The 14,363-nt window shown below is 70.5% G+C and carries 17 protein-coding genes; 7 read left to right on the forward strand and 10 right to left on the reverse strand.

Annotated features, from left to right (window positions below; genetic code table 11):
• Window positions 1-26: 26 nt before the first annotated feature.
• From ACLQ2T_RS14060 to ACLQ2T_RS14070, 3 genes are read left to right on the forward strand one after another with little or no spacing between them, the layout of a single operon-like run.
• Window positions 27-989: an ATP-binding cassette domain-containing protein gene (locus ACLQ2T_RS14060; protein ID WP_425766511.1), complete on the forward strand. Its 963-nt coding sequence runs from the start codon at window positions 27-29 to the stop codon at window positions 987-989.
• Complete coding sequence (locus ACLQ2T_RS14065) at window positions 986-1,828, forward strand: ABC transporter permease (protein WP_425766512.1); 843 nt, start codon at window positions 986-988, stop codon at window positions 1,826-1,828. Before ACLQ2T_RS14060 ends, ACLQ2T_RS14065 begins: the two co-directional genes overlap by 4 nt.
• 22 nt (window positions 1,829-1,850) lie before the next feature.
• On the forward strand, window positions 1,851-2,072 hold the full coding sequence (locus tag ACLQ2T_RS14070; protein ID WP_425766514.1) for a hypothetical protein: 222 nt from the start codon (window positions 1,851-1,853) through the stop codon (window positions 2,070-2,072).
• A 35-nt stretch (window positions 2,073-2,107) separates the two neighbouring features.
• Here ACLQ2T_RS14070 and ACLQ2T_RS14075 read toward each other — a convergent pair whose 3' ends face one another.
• From ACLQ2T_RS14075 to ACLQ2T_RS14110, 8 genes are all read right to left on the reverse strand, one after another.
• Entirely contained in the window at window positions 2,108-2,689 is a 582-nt protein-coding gene (locus ACLQ2T_RS14075; protein WP_425766515.1) for a gluconokinase, read from the reverse strand.
• Complete coding sequence (gene manD / locus ACLQ2T_RS14080) at window positions 2,679-3,908, reverse strand: D-mannonate dehydratase ManD (RefSeq protein WP_425766516.1); 1,230 nt, start codon at window positions 3,906-3,908, stop codon at window positions 2,679-2,681. The genes ACLQ2T_RS14075 and manD overlap by 11 nt, the downstream gene beginning before the upstream one ends.
• Window positions 3,909-3,928: 20 nt before the next feature.
• Window positions 3,929-4,888: a sugar kinase gene (locus ACLQ2T_RS14085; RefSeq protein ID WP_425766517.1), complete on the reverse strand. Its 960-nt coding sequence runs from the start codon at window positions 4,886-4,888 to the stop codon at window positions 3,929-3,931.
• Window positions 4,885-5,523 carry a bifunctional 4-hydroxy-2-oxoglutarate aldolase/2-dehydro-3-deoxy-phosphogluconate aldolase gene (locus ACLQ2T_RS14090; protein WP_425766518.1) on the reverse strand — a complete coding sequence of 213 codons (639 nt, stop codon included), beginning with the start codon at window positions 5,521-5,523 and terminating at the stop codon, window positions 4,885-4,887. Before ACLQ2T_RS14090 ends, ACLQ2T_RS14085 begins: the two co-directional genes overlap by 4 nt.
• A gap of 2 nt (window positions 5,524-5,525) precedes the next feature.
• Entirely contained in the window at window positions 5,526-6,674 is a 1,149-nt protein-coding gene (dgoD, locus tag ACLQ2T_RS14095; RefSeq protein ID WP_425766519.1) for a galactonate dehydratase, read from the reverse strand.
• A 5-nt stretch (window positions 6,675-6,679) separates the two neighbouring features.
• Window positions 6,680-7,495, reverse strand: coding sequence for a carbohydrate ABC transporter permease (locus ACLQ2T_RS14100; RefSeq protein ID WP_425766520.1), 816 nt, complete (start codon window positions 7,493-7,495; stop codon window positions 6,680-6,682).
• The gene (locus ACLQ2T_RS14105; protein WP_425766522.1) at window positions 7,492-8,442 is read right to left on the reverse strand and encodes a carbohydrate ABC transporter permease; all 951 of its coding nucleotides are present in this window, start codon (window positions 8,440-8,442) and stop codon (window positions 7,492-7,494) included. The genes ACLQ2T_RS14100 and ACLQ2T_RS14105 overlap by 4 nt, the downstream gene beginning before the upstream one ends.
• 69 nt (window positions 8,443-8,511) lie before the next feature.
• Window positions 8,512-9,762, reverse strand: coding sequence for an ABC transporter substrate-binding protein (locus ACLQ2T_RS14110; RefSeq protein ID WP_425766523.1), 1,251 nt, complete (start codon window positions 9,760-9,762; stop codon window positions 8,512-8,514).
• 176 nt (window positions 9,763-9,938) lie between these two features.
• Here ACLQ2T_RS14110 and ACLQ2T_RS14115 point away from each other — a divergent pair, with 176 nt between their 5' ends.
• Window positions 9,939-10,706 (forward strand): FadR/GntR family transcriptional regulator, encoded by a 768-nt coding sequence (locus ACLQ2T_RS14115; protein ID WP_425766525.1) that lies wholly within the window; start codon window positions 9,939-9,941, stop codon window positions 10,704-10,706.
• A 26-nt stretch (window positions 10,707-10,732) separates the two neighbouring features.
• Here the strand turns inward: ACLQ2T_RS14115 and ACLQ2T_RS14120 are convergent, their stop codons facing one another.
• Window positions 10,733-11,086, reverse strand: coding sequence for a hypothetical protein (locus tag ACLQ2T_RS14120; protein WP_425766526.1), 354 nt, complete (start codon window positions 11,084-11,086; stop codon window positions 10,733-10,735).
• Between the two features lie 108 nt (window positions 11,087-11,194).
• Here ACLQ2T_RS14120 and ACLQ2T_RS14125 point away from each other — a divergent pair, with 108 nt between their 5' ends.
• Window positions 11,195-11,830: a CG0192-related protein gene (locus ACLQ2T_RS14125; RefSeq protein WP_425766527.1), complete on the forward strand. Its 636-nt coding sequence runs from the start codon at window positions 11,195-11,197 to the stop codon at window positions 11,828-11,830.
• 100 nt (window positions 11,831-11,930) lie between these two features.
• Window positions 11,931-12,560 (forward strand): DUF6518 family protein, encoded by a 630-nt coding sequence (locus ACLQ2T_RS14130; protein WP_425766528.1) that lies wholly within the window; start codon window positions 11,931-11,933, stop codon window positions 12,558-12,560.
• 89 nt (window positions 12,561-12,649) lie between these two features.
• On the opposite strand, the gene ACLQ2T_RS14135 is transcribed toward ACLQ2T_RS14130, so the two are convergent.
• Complete coding sequence (locus tag ACLQ2T_RS14135; protein WP_425766529.1) at window positions 12,650-13,351, reverse strand: CBS domain-containing protein; 702 nt, start codon at window positions 13,349-13,351, stop codon at window positions 12,650-12,652.
• Window positions 13,352-13,973: 622 nt separating this feature from the next.
• Between ACLQ2T_RS14135 and ACLQ2T_RS14140 the strand changes: the two genes are divergently transcribed.
• Window positions 13,974-14,279, forward strand: a complete 306-nt coding sequence (locus tag ACLQ2T_RS14140; protein ID WP_425766530.1) for a hypothetical protein — start codon at window positions 13,974-13,976, stop codon at window positions 14,277-14,279.
• Window positions 14,280-14,363 lie beyond the last annotated feature (84 nt).

Raw genomic sequence — 14,363 nt, forward strand, 5'->3', positions numbered from 1 at the left:
GATTTTTCGGTTACGGCATACCGTTGGTGAGTGACCGTCTTGCCGCAGAACTGCACGAGGTCAGCAAGCGCTATCCCGGTGGGGTGACCGCAGTCGACCGGCTCAGCCTGCGGGTCCGCGAAGGTGAGGTGCTCGGCTTCCTGGGGCCCAACGGCGCCGGCAAGACGACCACGATGCGCATGCTGGTCGGGCTCGTCCACCCGAGCGCCGGGCGCATCCAGGTACTGGGGGAACCCCCCGGCCGGCAACTGGCCCGCATCGGGGCCCTGATCGAATCGCCGACCTTCTACCCGCACCTGACCGGCCGGGACAATCTGCGGCTGGCCGCCCGGTACGCGGGCGTACCGGACGCCGCCGCCGACCGGGTGCTCGACGAGGTGGGATTGACCGCCCGGGCCCGCTCGCCGTTCCGCACCTACTCGCTGGGCATGAAGCAGCGGCTGGGGGTGGCCGCCGCGCTGCTCAAGGAGCCGAGCCTGCTGATCCTCGACGAGCCGACCAACGGCCTGGACCCGGCCGGGGTGGCCGAGATGCGGGAACTACTGCGCTCGCTCGGCCGGCACGGACAGACCGTCCTGCTCTCCAGCCATGTGCTCGCCGAGGTGGAACAGGTCTGTGACCGGATCGCCGTCATCGACCGGGGCCGACTGGTCGCCGAGGGCACCCCGGACGAGCTGCGGGGGGCGCTGGGCGCCGGCGTACTGCTGATCGACGCCGACCCGACCGACACGGCGCTGACCTGCCTGCGCGCCGACGACCGGGTCCGGGCGGTGGAGGTGGTGGACGGGACGTTGCGGGTCAGCACCGACCTCGCGCTGGCCGCCGAACTCAACCGACGACTCGTCACCGCCGGTGTCGAGGTACGCGAACTGCGCCCGCTGCGCCACTCCCTGGAGGAGGCGTTCCTGGAGCTGACCGCGCCGACCGCGCCCGTGCCCGTGCCCGAACAACCAGAGGCGCAGCACGCCACGACGGGAGCCGCCCGATGATCGCCTCGGTACGCGCCGCCTGGTTCGCCGACCGTCGCCGCCCGGCGGTGTGGACGGTCACCGCGACCTGGACCCTGCTCGCACTCGCCTTCGGCATCGGCATCCCGTACGTGGTGCACCTGACCCTGGCCGGCGATCCGGAACAGGCCGAGGCTGCGGAGAGCCTGCTGTCCGCCGTACTGCCCGGCCAGTTGGTCACCACCGGCATCGGCCTGTTCCCCCTCTTCGGCGGCGCCATCGTGGTCATCCTCGGGGCCCTGGTGGTCGGCAACGAGTACCGCTGGGGCACCCTGAACCTGATCTTCACGCAGCGTCCCCGGCGGGGGCAGGTGCTGGCCGGTCACGCCGTCGTCCTCTGTGGCCTGACCCTGCTGGTCGCCGTGCTCACCTTCGGCGCCCTGATCCTGGTCACCGGGGTGCTGGCGATGGTGGAGGGGCGTCCGGCGGACTGGCCGCCGATCACCGACCTGGCCGGTGCGGTGGCCGCCGCCTGGCTGATCTGCACCGCGCACGCCAGTATCGGCTGGTTCCTCGCGATCGTCTTCCGCAGCACCGCCACCGCGATCGCCATCGGTCTGGTGTGGACCCTGGTCCTGGAGAACGCGATCAGCGGGCTGGCCCTGGTGCTGAGCCCACTGGAGGTGCTCCAGAAGCTCCTGCTGGCGCCCAGTTCCGGTGCGCTGGCCGGCGCCCTGGGGGCCCGGTCGCAGTTCGACGGCGGCACCCCCGGCGTGCTGGAATCGTCGAGTGCGGTGCTACCGGCCGCGGTGCTGCTGGGCTACACCCTGCTGATGTTCGGCATCGGCAGCTGGCTGGCGGCCCGTCGGGACGTCAGCTGATCCGCCGGAAAGGGAGGAACAGATGGAGTTCCTGCTGGCCTTCGCGCTGACCGGGCTGGTGGCCACGAGCGGCTGGATCGCCTGGGCCGGGGTGCGCGGCTGGTCCCGGCTCCGCGACCGCCGCCACGAGGTGCGGCTGGCCCGCGCCCGGTCGGCGGCCCAGATCCACCAGGCCGAACTGCGTCAGGCCGAACTGGCCAATGAGACCTACCAGGACTTCGTCCGCCGTCATCCCGAACGGTGAGCGGTGCGACCCGCACGGGTCGCACCGCTCGTCGGTCATCGTGCGGAGGCCTCCGGCGGCGGCCCCTCGGCCGTTACCACCTCGGGCGTCTCCTCGCGTACCGGCAGGCCCAGCCGCCGTACCGCCTCGGCCACCAGCGCCGCGCTGGTCGAGCGCAGGTCGATGACGATGCCCGGCTCGTCCGGCCAGAGCGGTTCCAGGGTCGCCGTCTGGGAGTCGAGCAGGCTGGGCGGCATGTACTCATGGGTACGCACCGACATCCGCTCCCGGATCACTTCGGTCGGGCCGTGCAGGTGCACGAAGAACACCCCCGGCGGCCCCTGCCGCAGCAGGTCCCGGTAGGAGCGCTTGAGCGCCGAGCAGGTCAGCACGGTGGAGACCCCCTCCCGGTGCCGGGCGGTCATCCAGTCCGCCAGGGCCTGCAACCAGGGCCAGCGGGCGTCGTCGTCCAGCGGTATCCCGGCCCGCATCCGGGCCACATTGGCCTCGGAGTGGAAGTCGTCGGCCTCGGCGAAGGTCAGTCCGGTCGACGCGGCGATCCCCCGGGCCACCGTGGTCTTGCCCGCGCCGGAGACCCCCATCACCACTATGTGGCGAGTCGGCGGCTCACCAGTCATGGACCGTGCCGTCCTTGAGCCGGTTGAACGGCAGGTACGCGGGCTGGTACGGGAAGCGGGCCGCGGCCTCCTCGTCCAACTCCACCCCGATACCGGGCTGCTCCCCCGGGTGCAGGTAACCGTCGGTGAAGGTGAAGGACTGGCGGAACACCTCGTTGGTCAGCGGACCGTGCCGCATGTACTCCTGGATGCCGAAGTTGTGGATGGCCAGGTCCAGGTGCAGCGCCGCGGCCATGCCGACCGGGGAGATGTCGGTCGGGCCGTGGATGCCGGACTTGATCTGGTACTGGGCGGCGAAGTCGAGCAGCTTGCGCATGGCGGTGATGCCGCCGGTGTGGGTGACCGCGGAACGCACGTAGTCGATCAGCTGTTCCCGGATCAGGGTCTGGTAGTCCCACACGGTGTTGAACACCTCGCCGATGGCCAGCGGGGTGGTGGTGTGCTGACGGACCAGCCGCAGCGCCTCCTGGTTCTCCGCCGGGGTGCAGTCCTCCAGCCAGAACAGGTCGTACGGCTCCAGGGCCTTGCCCAGCTTGGCGGCCTGGATCGGGGTCATCCGGTGGTGACCGTCGTGCAGCAGCGGCAGCTCCGGGCCGAACTCGTTACGGACCGCCTCGAAGACACCGGGCAGGTGCCGCAGGTAGGCACGGGTGTCCCAGTCCTCCTCGGCGGGCAGGGGGGTGCGCTGGGCCGGCTCGTAGTCGTAGCGCTTGCCGTCCGTGCTGGGCTGGGCGGCCACCCCGTACACGGCGTTGATGCCGGGCACCGAGGTCTGCACCCGGATCGAGCGGTAACCCTGTTCCAGGTGCGCCCGGATGGAGTCGAACAGCTCCGGCACGTCGCGGCCGGAGGCGTGGCCGTACGCCATGATGCCGTTGCGGGAGGCACCGCCGAGCAGCTGGTAGAGCGGCATGCCGGCGGCCTTGGCCTTGATGTCCCACAGGGCCACGTCCACCGCGGCGATGGCGGCCATGGTGACCGGGCCGCGCCGCCAGTACGCCGAGCGGTAGAGGAACTGCCAGGCGTCCTCGATGCGGTGCGCGTCCCGCCCGATCAGCAGTGGCACCACATGGTCGCGCAGGTACGAGGCGACGGAGAGTTCCCGGCCGTTGAGGGTGCCGTCGCCCAGACCGGTGATGCCGTCCGCTGTTGTGATCTTCAGTGTGACGAAGTTGCGGTCAGGGCTGGAAACGATGACGTCGGCAGCGACGATCTTCACGGAGGGTGCCTTTCTCGCAGTCAGCGGAGGGTGGTGCCGGCGGCGTTGCCGGTCAACAGGGACAGCTCGTCACGGCGGGGCAGACCTTCCCAGTCACCGTGCGCGGTGACCGCGAAGGCGCCGAGCGCCACCGCGCGCCGCAGCCGGTCGGGCAGGTCCAGGCCGTCGAGGTGGCCGGAGAGGTAGCCGGCGGTGAAGGCGTCACCGGCGCCGACGGTGTCCACGGCGGTCACCGGCACCGCCGCGAACTCCCGCACGCCTTCGGGGGTGTACGCGCGGGCCCCGTCGGAACCGAGCTTGACCAGCACGGTCCGCACCCCCCGGTTCAGCAGGGCGGCGACCATCCCGGCCTCGTCGGTGCCGGGCTCGGCGACCAGGTCCAGTTCGTCGGCGGAGGCGATGACGATCGAGGCGTACCCGACCAGGGGGGTCAGCACGGCGCGGGCGTCGTCCCGGGACCAGAGCCGGGCCCGGTAGTTGACGTCCAACGACACCGTCATGCCGGCGGCGGCCGCCTGCCGGGCCGCGTACTCCGTGGCCTGCCGGGCGCTGTCGGACAAGGCCGGGGTGATGCCGCTCAGGTGCAGCACCCGGGCACCGGCGGCGAGCGGCCCGGCCAGGTCGTCGGGGTGCAGCGCGGAGCCGGCCGAACCGACCCGGTGGTACCGCACCCGGGTCAGGTCGGCGGTCCGCCGTTCCAGGAACATGACTCCGGCGGGCCGCTCGGGGTCGCGGGCCACCCCGTCGGTGGCCACCCCCTCGGCCCGCAGTTGGCGCAGCACGAACTCGCCGAGTTCGTCGTCGCTGACCCGGCCCACCCAGGCGCTGCGGTGACCGAGCCGGGCCAGCCCGATCGCCACGTTGGTCTCCGCCCCGGCCAGATGCATGGTCAGCGGACCACCGAGAGCCAGCGGGCCGGCGGAGCGCAGCGACACCAGCGCCTCGCCCAGGGTGAGCACCTCCACGCCGGGTACGGTCATCGGAGCCCCGCTTCGCGGACCGCCACCCGGTAGGCGCGGGCCCGCTCCCGCAGGGCCGCCAGGTCGCCACCGGAGGCGGCGTCGCCCACCAGCGGACCGCCGACCCCGACCGCTATCGCGCCGGCGGCCAGGTAGCCGGGCAGCTCGGCCAGGCCCACCCCACCGACGGCGACGAAGCCGATGTCCGGGAAGGGGTCACGCACCGCCTTCAGGTACCCCGCGCCGCCCACCGAGGCCGGGAAGAGCTTGACCACGCTGGCCCCCCACCGCACGGCGGTGTACGCCTCGGTCGGGGTGAGGGCTCCGGCGGCGACCGGCAGTCCCCGCCGGGCCGCCTCCGGGATGGAGTCGACCACGGCGGGGGTGACCACGAACTGGGCCCCGGCAGCCGCCACGTCGGCCACGGCCGCCGGGGTGAGCACCGTGCCGGCACCGACCAGGGTGCCGGCGGGGGCGTCCGCCCGGATCGCCGCGATGGCGTCCAGGGCCCCCGGGGTGGTCAGGGCCACCTCGACGATGGACACCCCCTCGGCCAGCAGGGCGGTGCCGGCGGCGATCGCGGCGGCGGTGTCCGTACCCCGGATGATCGCCAGCAGCCGGTGTGCGGCGAGTTCGGTGGTGAGCAGGTCGGTCATGGTCACCATTCCGCGTACGAGCCGTCGGGGTGCCGGAACATGGGACTGCGCCAGGCGTGGCCCCGCTTGTCCGCTGCGCGTACCGCCTGCTCGTCGATCTCGATGCCCAGCCCCGGTGCGGTGAGGCGCTGGACGTACCCGTCGACGAAGGTCAGCGGCTGCTGGTCGACACAGTAGTCGAGCACCTCGGCACCGAGGTTGTAGTGGATGCCGATGCTCTGCTCCTGGATCAGGTAGTTCGGGGTGGCGAACCCGACCTGGAGGCAGGCGGCCAGGGCGATCGGCCCCAGCGGACAGTGCGGGGCCAGTTGCACGTCGAAGGTCTCGGCCAGGGCGGCGATCTTGCGTACCTCGGTGATGCCTCCGGCGTGCGACAGGTCCGGCTGGGCCACCGCGATGCCGGCCTGGAGCACCGGCAGGAACTCCTGCCGGTTGTAGAGCCGTTCCCCGGTGGAGACCGGTGTGGTGGTGGATCGGACGAACTCCCCGATCAGGTGGGAGTTCTCCGGCACCACCGGCTCCTCCAGGAAGAACGGCCGGTACGGCTCCAGCAGCGGGGCCACCCGGCGGGCGTTGGCCAGGGTGAACCGGCCGTGGAAGTCCACGGCCACGTCCCGGTCCTCGCCGAGCACCTCCCGGGCGGCGGCCACCCGCTGGACCACCGCGTCGAGTTCGGCGACGGTGGCCAGCGAGCTCATCCGCCCGGAGGCGTTCATCTTCACGGCGGTCAGTCCCGACTCCACCCGCGCGGCGATCTGGTCGCGCACCTCGCTGGGCTCGTCACCGCCGACCCAGCCGTAGACCCGGATCCGGTCCCGGACCGGCCCGCCGAGCAGTTGGTGCACGGGGGCGCCGTACCGCTTGCCGGCGATGTCCCACAGGGCCTGGTCCAGCCCGGCGACGGCGCTGGCCAGGATCGGGCCGCCCCGGTAGAAGGAGCCCTTGGTCATCACCTGCCAGTGGTCCTCGATCCGCAGCGCGTCCTGGCCGATCAGCAGTTCGCTGAGCTGCTCGACGGCGGTGCGTACGGTCTCCGAGCGGCCCTCGCAGGTGGCCTCGCCCCAGCCGACGAGGCCGTCGGTGGTCTCCACCCGGACGAACAGCCAGCGGGGTGCTACGAGGAAGGTCTCGACGCGCGAGATGGTGGTCATGGTGCTCAGCCCTTCGTCGCGCCTGCGGTGAGTCCGGAGACGATGTACTTCTGCACGAACAGCGCGATGATCATGATGGGCAGGGTGACCACCGTGGTCGCCGCCATCAGGCCGCCCCAGTCGATGCTGGCGTAGCCGACGAAGTCGAAGATCGCCACGGGCAGGGTCTTGGTGTCCGCGCCGGAGAGCACCAGGGCGAACATGAAGTTGTTCCAGGAGAAGATGAAGGACAGGATGCCGGCGGTCGCGATGCCCGGCACCGACAGCGGCAGGGTGACCCGCCGGAAGGCTCCGATCGGGGTCAGACCGTCGACCTGGGCGGCCTCCTCCAACTCGTCCGGCAGGCCGTCGAAGAAGCCCATCATGATGTAGACGATCAACGGCAGCGAGACGAACATGTGGCTGAGGATCAGCACGGTGAAGCCGCCGACCAGGCGCATGTTCGAGAAGACGTAGTACCACGGCACCAGCAGCGAGACACCGGGGATGACCCGGGCCATCAGCACCACCAGCGCCGACTTGCGCATGTTGAACCGGCTCATCGCGTACGCGGCCGGCACCCCGAGCAGCAACGACAGCACGGTGGCGGCGAAGGCCACCCAGAGGCTGTTGCCGATGAACTGGAGGTAGTTGGCCTGCTGCAGGACGGTGCCGTAGTTGTCCAGCGTGGGCGAGAAGATCAGGGCCTTGCTGGTGTCGTAGATGTCGACGTTGGTCTTGAAGGAGGCGGCGACCATCCAGACCAGCGGCGCCACCAACGAGAGCACGACGACGACCAGGGCCACCGTGCGGAAGATCCGGAATCCGAGACTCGTCTTCATCGTCCGGCCTCCTTCTTCTTGCGGGAGGTGAGGACCCACATCACGCCGATGATGATCAGGAAGAACAGGATCAGCACCGTCGAGGAGAGGCCGTACTCGTTGTAGTCGAAGCTCAGGCCGTAGGCGTACACGTTGAGCGTCTCCACCTCGTTGAAGGAACCGCCGCCGCGCCCCTTGGTCGCGTAGAGGATGTCGAAGGTCTTCAGCGCGTCGATTCCGCGCAGCAGCACCGCGACGATCACGGTGGGCATCAGCAGCGGCAGGGTGACGTGCCGGAACCGCTGCCAGGTGCTCGCGCCGTCGATCATCGCCGCTTCCTGCGGCTCGTCGGAGAGCGAGGTCAGACCGGCCAGCAGGATCAGCACCACCATCGGGGTCCACTGCCAGATGTCGATGAAGATCGTGGTGGCCAGTGCGCTGTTCTGCCCGGCCAGCCACGGCTGCGGGCCGATGCCGACCCAGCTGAGCATCTGGTTGGCCATACCGATGTTGGGGTCGAAGATGAGCCGCCACATCATGCCGACGGCCACCGGGGTGGCGACCAGCGGCAGCAGGATCGCGACCCGGACCCACTTCTCGCCCTTGAACGGACGCCACAGCAGCAGGGCGATCGCCATGCCGAGCACTACCTCGAAGAAGAGCGCGGTACCGGTGAACGCGGCCGTCCGACCCACGGCCGGCCAGAACCGGGCGGTGTCGCTGAGCACGTCCAGGTAGTTGCGCAGCCCGATGAACTCCGACTCGGCCCGGACCGACCCCGAGGAGTCGGTGAAGCTGAGGTAGACGGTCCACGCGAGCGGGAAGATGATCAGCGCGGCGACGAAGGCCATGGCCGGGGCCGCGAAGAGCCACTTGCGATGGTCGTTGGCCCAACGGGCCCAGCCGGGCGTGTCGGGCATGACTCCGGCGCCGCCTGGCGTCCGGCTGGGTGCGGTTACAGCTGGCATCAGATCTCCGTGAGGGGGAGGCCGGACGGGGGTGGCGGGGCGACGCCCCCACCACCCCCGTGCCCGGACTTAGCGGGCCTCGTCGTCCAGGAACTTCTGGAAGGCCTGGTCGGCGGCCTCGGCGGAGGCGGCGGCGTCCTTGCCGGTGATGGCGTCGACGATCGGCTGACCGACGATCTCGCGGGCCTGGGCGACCCGCTCGACCACCGGACGGTCGTGACCGACACCGTTGGCCAGGCTCACGGTGATCGCCTCGGCCATGTCCTTCGGGTAGGTGGCGATGCCCTCGGGGTTCTCCCACACCGAGGTACGGGCACCCGGCACACCGGCCTTCTGGAGCTCCAGGGTCTGCGCCTTACCGGCCGCCCACTGGATGAACTTCCAGGCGTTGTCCTGGTTCTTCGAGGCGTCGTTGACGGCCAGCGCCCAGGAGGGCACGTTGTACGGCTTCGAGCCGGCCGGGCCGGCCGGGAACGGCGCGAACCCGACGGTCTCGGAGACCTTCGACTTGGCCGGGTCGGTGGCGTTCTTGTAGAGGGAGTTCGCTTCGGGGTAGAAGGCGGCCTGCCCCTGGGTGAAGATGGCCATCGCCTCGGACCAGCTCATGTCGGTGCTGATGTTGGCCGGGCCGTTCTCCCGCAGCAGACCGCCGTAGAACGCGTACGCCTGCTTGGCGGCGTCGCTGCTGACCGCGGACTTGCCGGACTCGTCGACGAAGTCGCCGCCGAAGCTGAACAGGAAGCTGGAGAACTGGGTGACCGCGGCGGCCTTGCCGGTACGCGCGACGAAGCCGGCCACACCCGGGTTGTCCGCCTGGATCTTCGCGGCCTGGGTCTTCAGCTCGTCCAGGGTCTGCGGCGGGGCGCTGAAGCCGGACTTCTCCAGCAGGTCCTTGCGGTAGTAGAGCACCTGCTGCTCGGTGATGATCGGCACGCCGACGACCTTGTCGTCGTAGGTGGTGGTGCTCAGCGGCGCGGCCTGGAAGTCGGCGAGGTCGAAGTCGCTGCTGCCCTTGGCCTTGTCGGTCAGATCGGCGAGGTACTTGTTCTTGGCGAACAGCCGGCCTTCCTGCAGCGGGCGGTACATCATCACATCGATGTCGCTGGAGCCGGCGTTGAGCTTGACGTTGTACTGGTCGGACAGCTGGTCCTCACCGAGCTGGGTGACCTCGACCTTGAGGCCGGTCTCCCGCTCGAACTCCGGCAACGCCTTCCGGATGTTCTCGGTCCAGACATGGTTGACCAGGGTGACCCGCACGGTGTCCGAGGAGCCGCTGTCGTCACCGCTGCCGCAGGCGGACAGCGTCAGGGCGGACACCATCGCCAGGGATATCCCGATTTTTGACCGACGTCCCACGTCCGTCTCTCCTTCTGTGTTGGTCGCGACCGTGGGGGAACGGGCACGACAACGGGGTTTTACATCCGCTTAACGTCCGGATGCTAGGCCGAAAAAGCAGACTTATACAAGATGTACTCCTAACTGATATGATCCGAGACGTGATTGTGCCCTCATCTGGGGTTGCACCCGCACAGGCCGCCCCAGTCGAGGCTGGGCTGCACGGACGGGTTCTCGACCACCTCGGCACCGCCATCTGCGGCGGGGAGCTGACCGCCGGCGCGGTGCTCAACATCGATGAACTCGTCGACCGCTACACGGTCTCCCGGTCGGTGATCCGCGAAGTGTTGCGGGTGCTGGCGTCGATGGGGTTCATCGAGACCCGTCGCCGGGTCGGGGTCATGATCCGCTCAGCCGATCATTGGAACGTCTTCGATCCCCAGGTGATCCGGTGGCGACTGGCCTCGGCCGGGCGCATCGCCCAGATCCGATCGATCACCGAGCTGCGTACCGCCATCGAGCCGCACGCCGCCTGGCTGGCCGCCCAACGGGTCGACCACGACGACGCCAGCGAGCTGGTCGGGCTCGCCGCGAAGATGTGGGCCGCCGGCAAGGCCGGGGACGAGGAGCGCTTCCTGCGCCTGGACATCGAGTTCCATCAGCGGGTGCTGCGGGCCTCCGGCAACGAGATGTTCGTCAAACTCCAGAACCTGGTCGCCGAGGTGCTCATCGGCCGACATCACTACCACCTGATGCCGCACTACCCGCACGAGCAGGCCCTCCAACTGCACGCCGAGGTCGCCCAGGGGATCCAACGACACGACGGCGACAGCGCCCGCCGGGCGATGGTGCAGATCATGGAGCACGCCTTCGAGGAGATGTCCTCGATCTGGGAGCAGGCCCTGCACGCCGAGACCGACCCGGCCTGAGCCCGGGGGTCAACGCAGCCCGGGGGTCAGTGCGGTCGGACCAGCCACTCCCAGGCCCGACGCAGACCCAGCCGTACCGGGTCGCCGGCCTCCTCGACCTGTTCGGCCGGCCGGTCCGCGCTCAGCTCGGGCAACTGCCCGGCCGGCACCGACAGCACCACCCCCCGCTCGTGCAGGGCGGCGATCTGGTCGCGGTGGGCGAAGCGGTGCGGGTCATGGTCCCGGGGCAGCTTGACGATCACCCCGTGGAAGATGTCCTGCCGTTCGTCGGCGACAACATGCTCGACCACCCCGAGGTACGCCGAGTCGGGAGCGTAGACCGCGGTGCCGTCGGCGAGCACGAGGTACGAGACCTGCGCACCGAGATCCGTCACGGCCACCTCCCCTCCTTCGCCCTGTGGGAGCCCTCGGTTACCCGCTGACCGTCGCCGCACACCCCGACCGCCACGGGAGCACGCCGGGGCGCCAACGGGCCTACGATGCCCCGCATGGCGTTGCTGCACCGGGCCCACGCCCGCCCCACCAGACTCGAACTCGTGGCCGCCTGGCTGCCCAGCCGCGACTGGTACCAGGGGGACGCCGCCGCCGAACTGGTGCGGGTGGCCGCGTACCGGTTCGACGACCCGGCCGGTCAGGTCGGCATAGAGACCCTGCTGGTACGCGCCGGAGCCGGCCCGGTGCACCAGGTGCCGCTGACCTACCGCGGGGCGCCGCTGTCGGGCGCCGACGCCTGGCTGCTCGGCACCATGGAGCACTCCGTGCTCGGCACCCGCTGGATCTACGACGCCTGCGCCGACGGGGTGTACGCGGCGGCTCTGGCCGAGGCCGTCCTGGCCGGCAGCGGGCAGGCCGAGGAGTACTACGAGGTCGACGGCCACCGTGAGGTGCGCCCGCCGAGCATGGAGATCACCAGTGACCCGGGCGGTATCGAGGTGCCGGCCGTCGGCGAGGTACGCCGGGTGGTGGACGGGCCGCTGACCCTGATCGTCACCGACACCGTGCGGCTGACCCTGATCCGGCGACCGGACGCGGCCAGCGGCGAGGCACCGACCGACACGGCCGCCACCCTCAGCGGCGCCTGGGACGGGGCCAGGGTCCCGCTGGCGTACGCCTCGCTGCGCTGACATACCGCCTTCGTGCGCTGACGCCCGACTTACCGCGAGGTGCCGCGACCACGCCCCGGCCGTCACGGGCGCTTGTGCATACCCGGTATGCTGCTGGATCATGCGACCCCACCCCGCGCACCGCACCGTCGCGCTCACCGCCGTGCTCGGCGGACTGCTGCTCGGCATCCTCGACTTCATCTGGATCAAGTTCCTGCCCTATCCCGTCGCCGAACTGGGCAACTCCAGTGCGGTCTGGGCGGTGGCCGCCTTCGGATTCGGCTACTGGGTGCGTACCGGCTGGGTGCGCGCGGCCCTCGGCGGCGCCGCCGCGCTCGTCATCGCGGTACCCGGCTACTACCTGGCGGCGGCGCTCATCCAGGGCGACGACTGGGCGATCCTGTGGGCACCGACCTCACTGCTCTGGATGAGCTTCGGGGTCCTCGCCGGAGTGATCTTCGGGGTCGGTGGGGTCTGGGCACGCGGCCGAGGCTGGTGGCAGACCGTGGGCCTGGCCCTGCCCGGCGCGGTGCTCCTGGCCGAGGCCCTGATCGACGCCCGCCGCATCAACCACCCCAACTACGGCATCGCACCGCTCTGGGACGCCCTGATCAAGGTCGGGTTGGCCATCCTGGTCGTGGTCCTCGCCGGCCGCACCGCCCGGTCCCGGCTGCTCGCGCTGGCCACCTCCCTCCCCCTGGCCCTGCTCGGCTTCGCGGCCTTCTGGTTGGCCGGCTTCGACGGCACCTGACCTGCGGGTCTTCCTCGCGGAAGCAGGCCGGGCCCGGCCCGGAAGACCACGGGGGTCTTCCGGCCGGGCCCGGCCGAGTGCGCTACGACCTACACGCGGGTCGGCTGCACCGGGAAGGACGGGACGGGGGGCAGTTCACTGTCGTCGAAGTCGTAATCCAACTCGTTGACCACCTCCACCACACCGCTCACCCGGGCGGCCAGCCGCCCGGCGATGTGCACCGCCGAACGCCGGTCCAGCCGTCCGCGCATGGTCACCACACCGTCGCGTACCTCCACCCGGACGGCTCCCGCGCGCACCGCCAGGACCCGGCGCAGCACCTCCTGCACCACGTCGTGGCGGATGTCCGCGTCCGGACGCAGGTGCACCCGCAGCAGGTCGGAACGGGTGACGATGCCGACCACCCGACCCAGGTCGTCCACCACCGGAAGTCGCTTGACCTGCTCGCGGTCCATCAGCTTGGCCGCGGCCACCAGGGAGGTGTGCGGGGAGGTGGTCACCGCCGGGGCCGTCATCAGCTCCCGAGCGATGCCGGCCTCACCCTTGCGGCGGGTCCTGCGCAGCCGGGAACCCTCGAAGATCCGCCGCTCGTGCGGCTCCCCCATCCACTCCACCTTGTGCAGCAGATCCGCCTCGGACACCACACCCCGGACGTGTCCGAAGTCGTCCACCACCGGCACCGCACTGACCCGCCGTTCGGCAAGCAGATCGACGATCTTCCGGTACGGCGTCTGCTCCACCACCGTGGCGACGTCCCTCGTCATCACGTCTTCCACCTGCCAGGCCCGCATCACGACCTCCTCTGTAAGGCTTGCGCGTTCACGCTATGCCGGATGCCACCGGGCAGGTCAGTGCTGCCCGACCCGGCCGACCGGGACCTCTGGCCCACCCTGACCGGGCACCTCGGCACACGATCGCCAGACCCGGCGGCGCGCAGGGTCAGCCGGCGCGCAGCATCGGCGGCGCGCAGGGTCGGCCGGCGCGCAGGGTCGGCGTTGATGGTGTTGGCGGCGCGTCGGGGCGCGCGGCTTATGTCCCGTCCCGGCGAGGTGGTCGTCGATGTCGATCAGTCGGAACAGGCATGGGGTCGCGCGGGACAGCACGCAGCGCGACCGGTTGGTAACGTGACGGCGATCTCGCTTCTGGCGGTCGGCGGAGTCCGGGGAGGCTCGCATGTGGGCGGACGAGGCTGCGTTGGACGCCACGCGACGCCGCCTCGACGAGTGGGAGGCGTCGTTCGCCGACCGGGCCCACCGGGCCAGGGCCCTGTCGGCACGGGTGAGCACCCTGACCGGCACCGCCCACAGCGTCGCAGGTTGCGCAGGTCGAGCGCTTCATCGCCGACCGTGGTCTTGCTCCGCGTGTCTTCATCGTGGGGAAGTGATGGCTGGCCTCATCGTGCTCCGGCCCGGGGTGGACTGGACCGCCACCGGAGGACTCTTCGACTGGACACTGGAGTTCCTGATCTCCCGCCTCTCCGACCGCGCCACAGCGGAGCAGCTACAGGAGATCGTGGACAACAACCTGGGATCGTTGTGGCTGCACGAGCTGCCTGGCTCCGCGCAACAGGAGATCATCGGGCATCTGCGCAGCGGCCTGGTCTCGGCGGGCGAGGCACAGCTTCCCGACACCGGGCAGAAAGCAGTCGTGCTCGGTCAACTTCAAGAGCTGGTGGATGCAACGCATGCTGCGGGGTTTCCAGAGCAACCCGGATCGTGACCGCTGGCTCCTCCGGAGGCCTCCGAACACCGTCCGCCGCTAGATCTTGGACAGTTGGCGTTACGCGCTAACGGAAACTGTCCA

Origin of the sequence: Micromonospora sp. DT229, from assembly GCF_049844505.1 — a bacterium.
Classification (GTDB): Bacteria; Actinomycetota; Actinomycetes; order Mycobacteriales; family Micromonosporaceae; genus Micromonospora.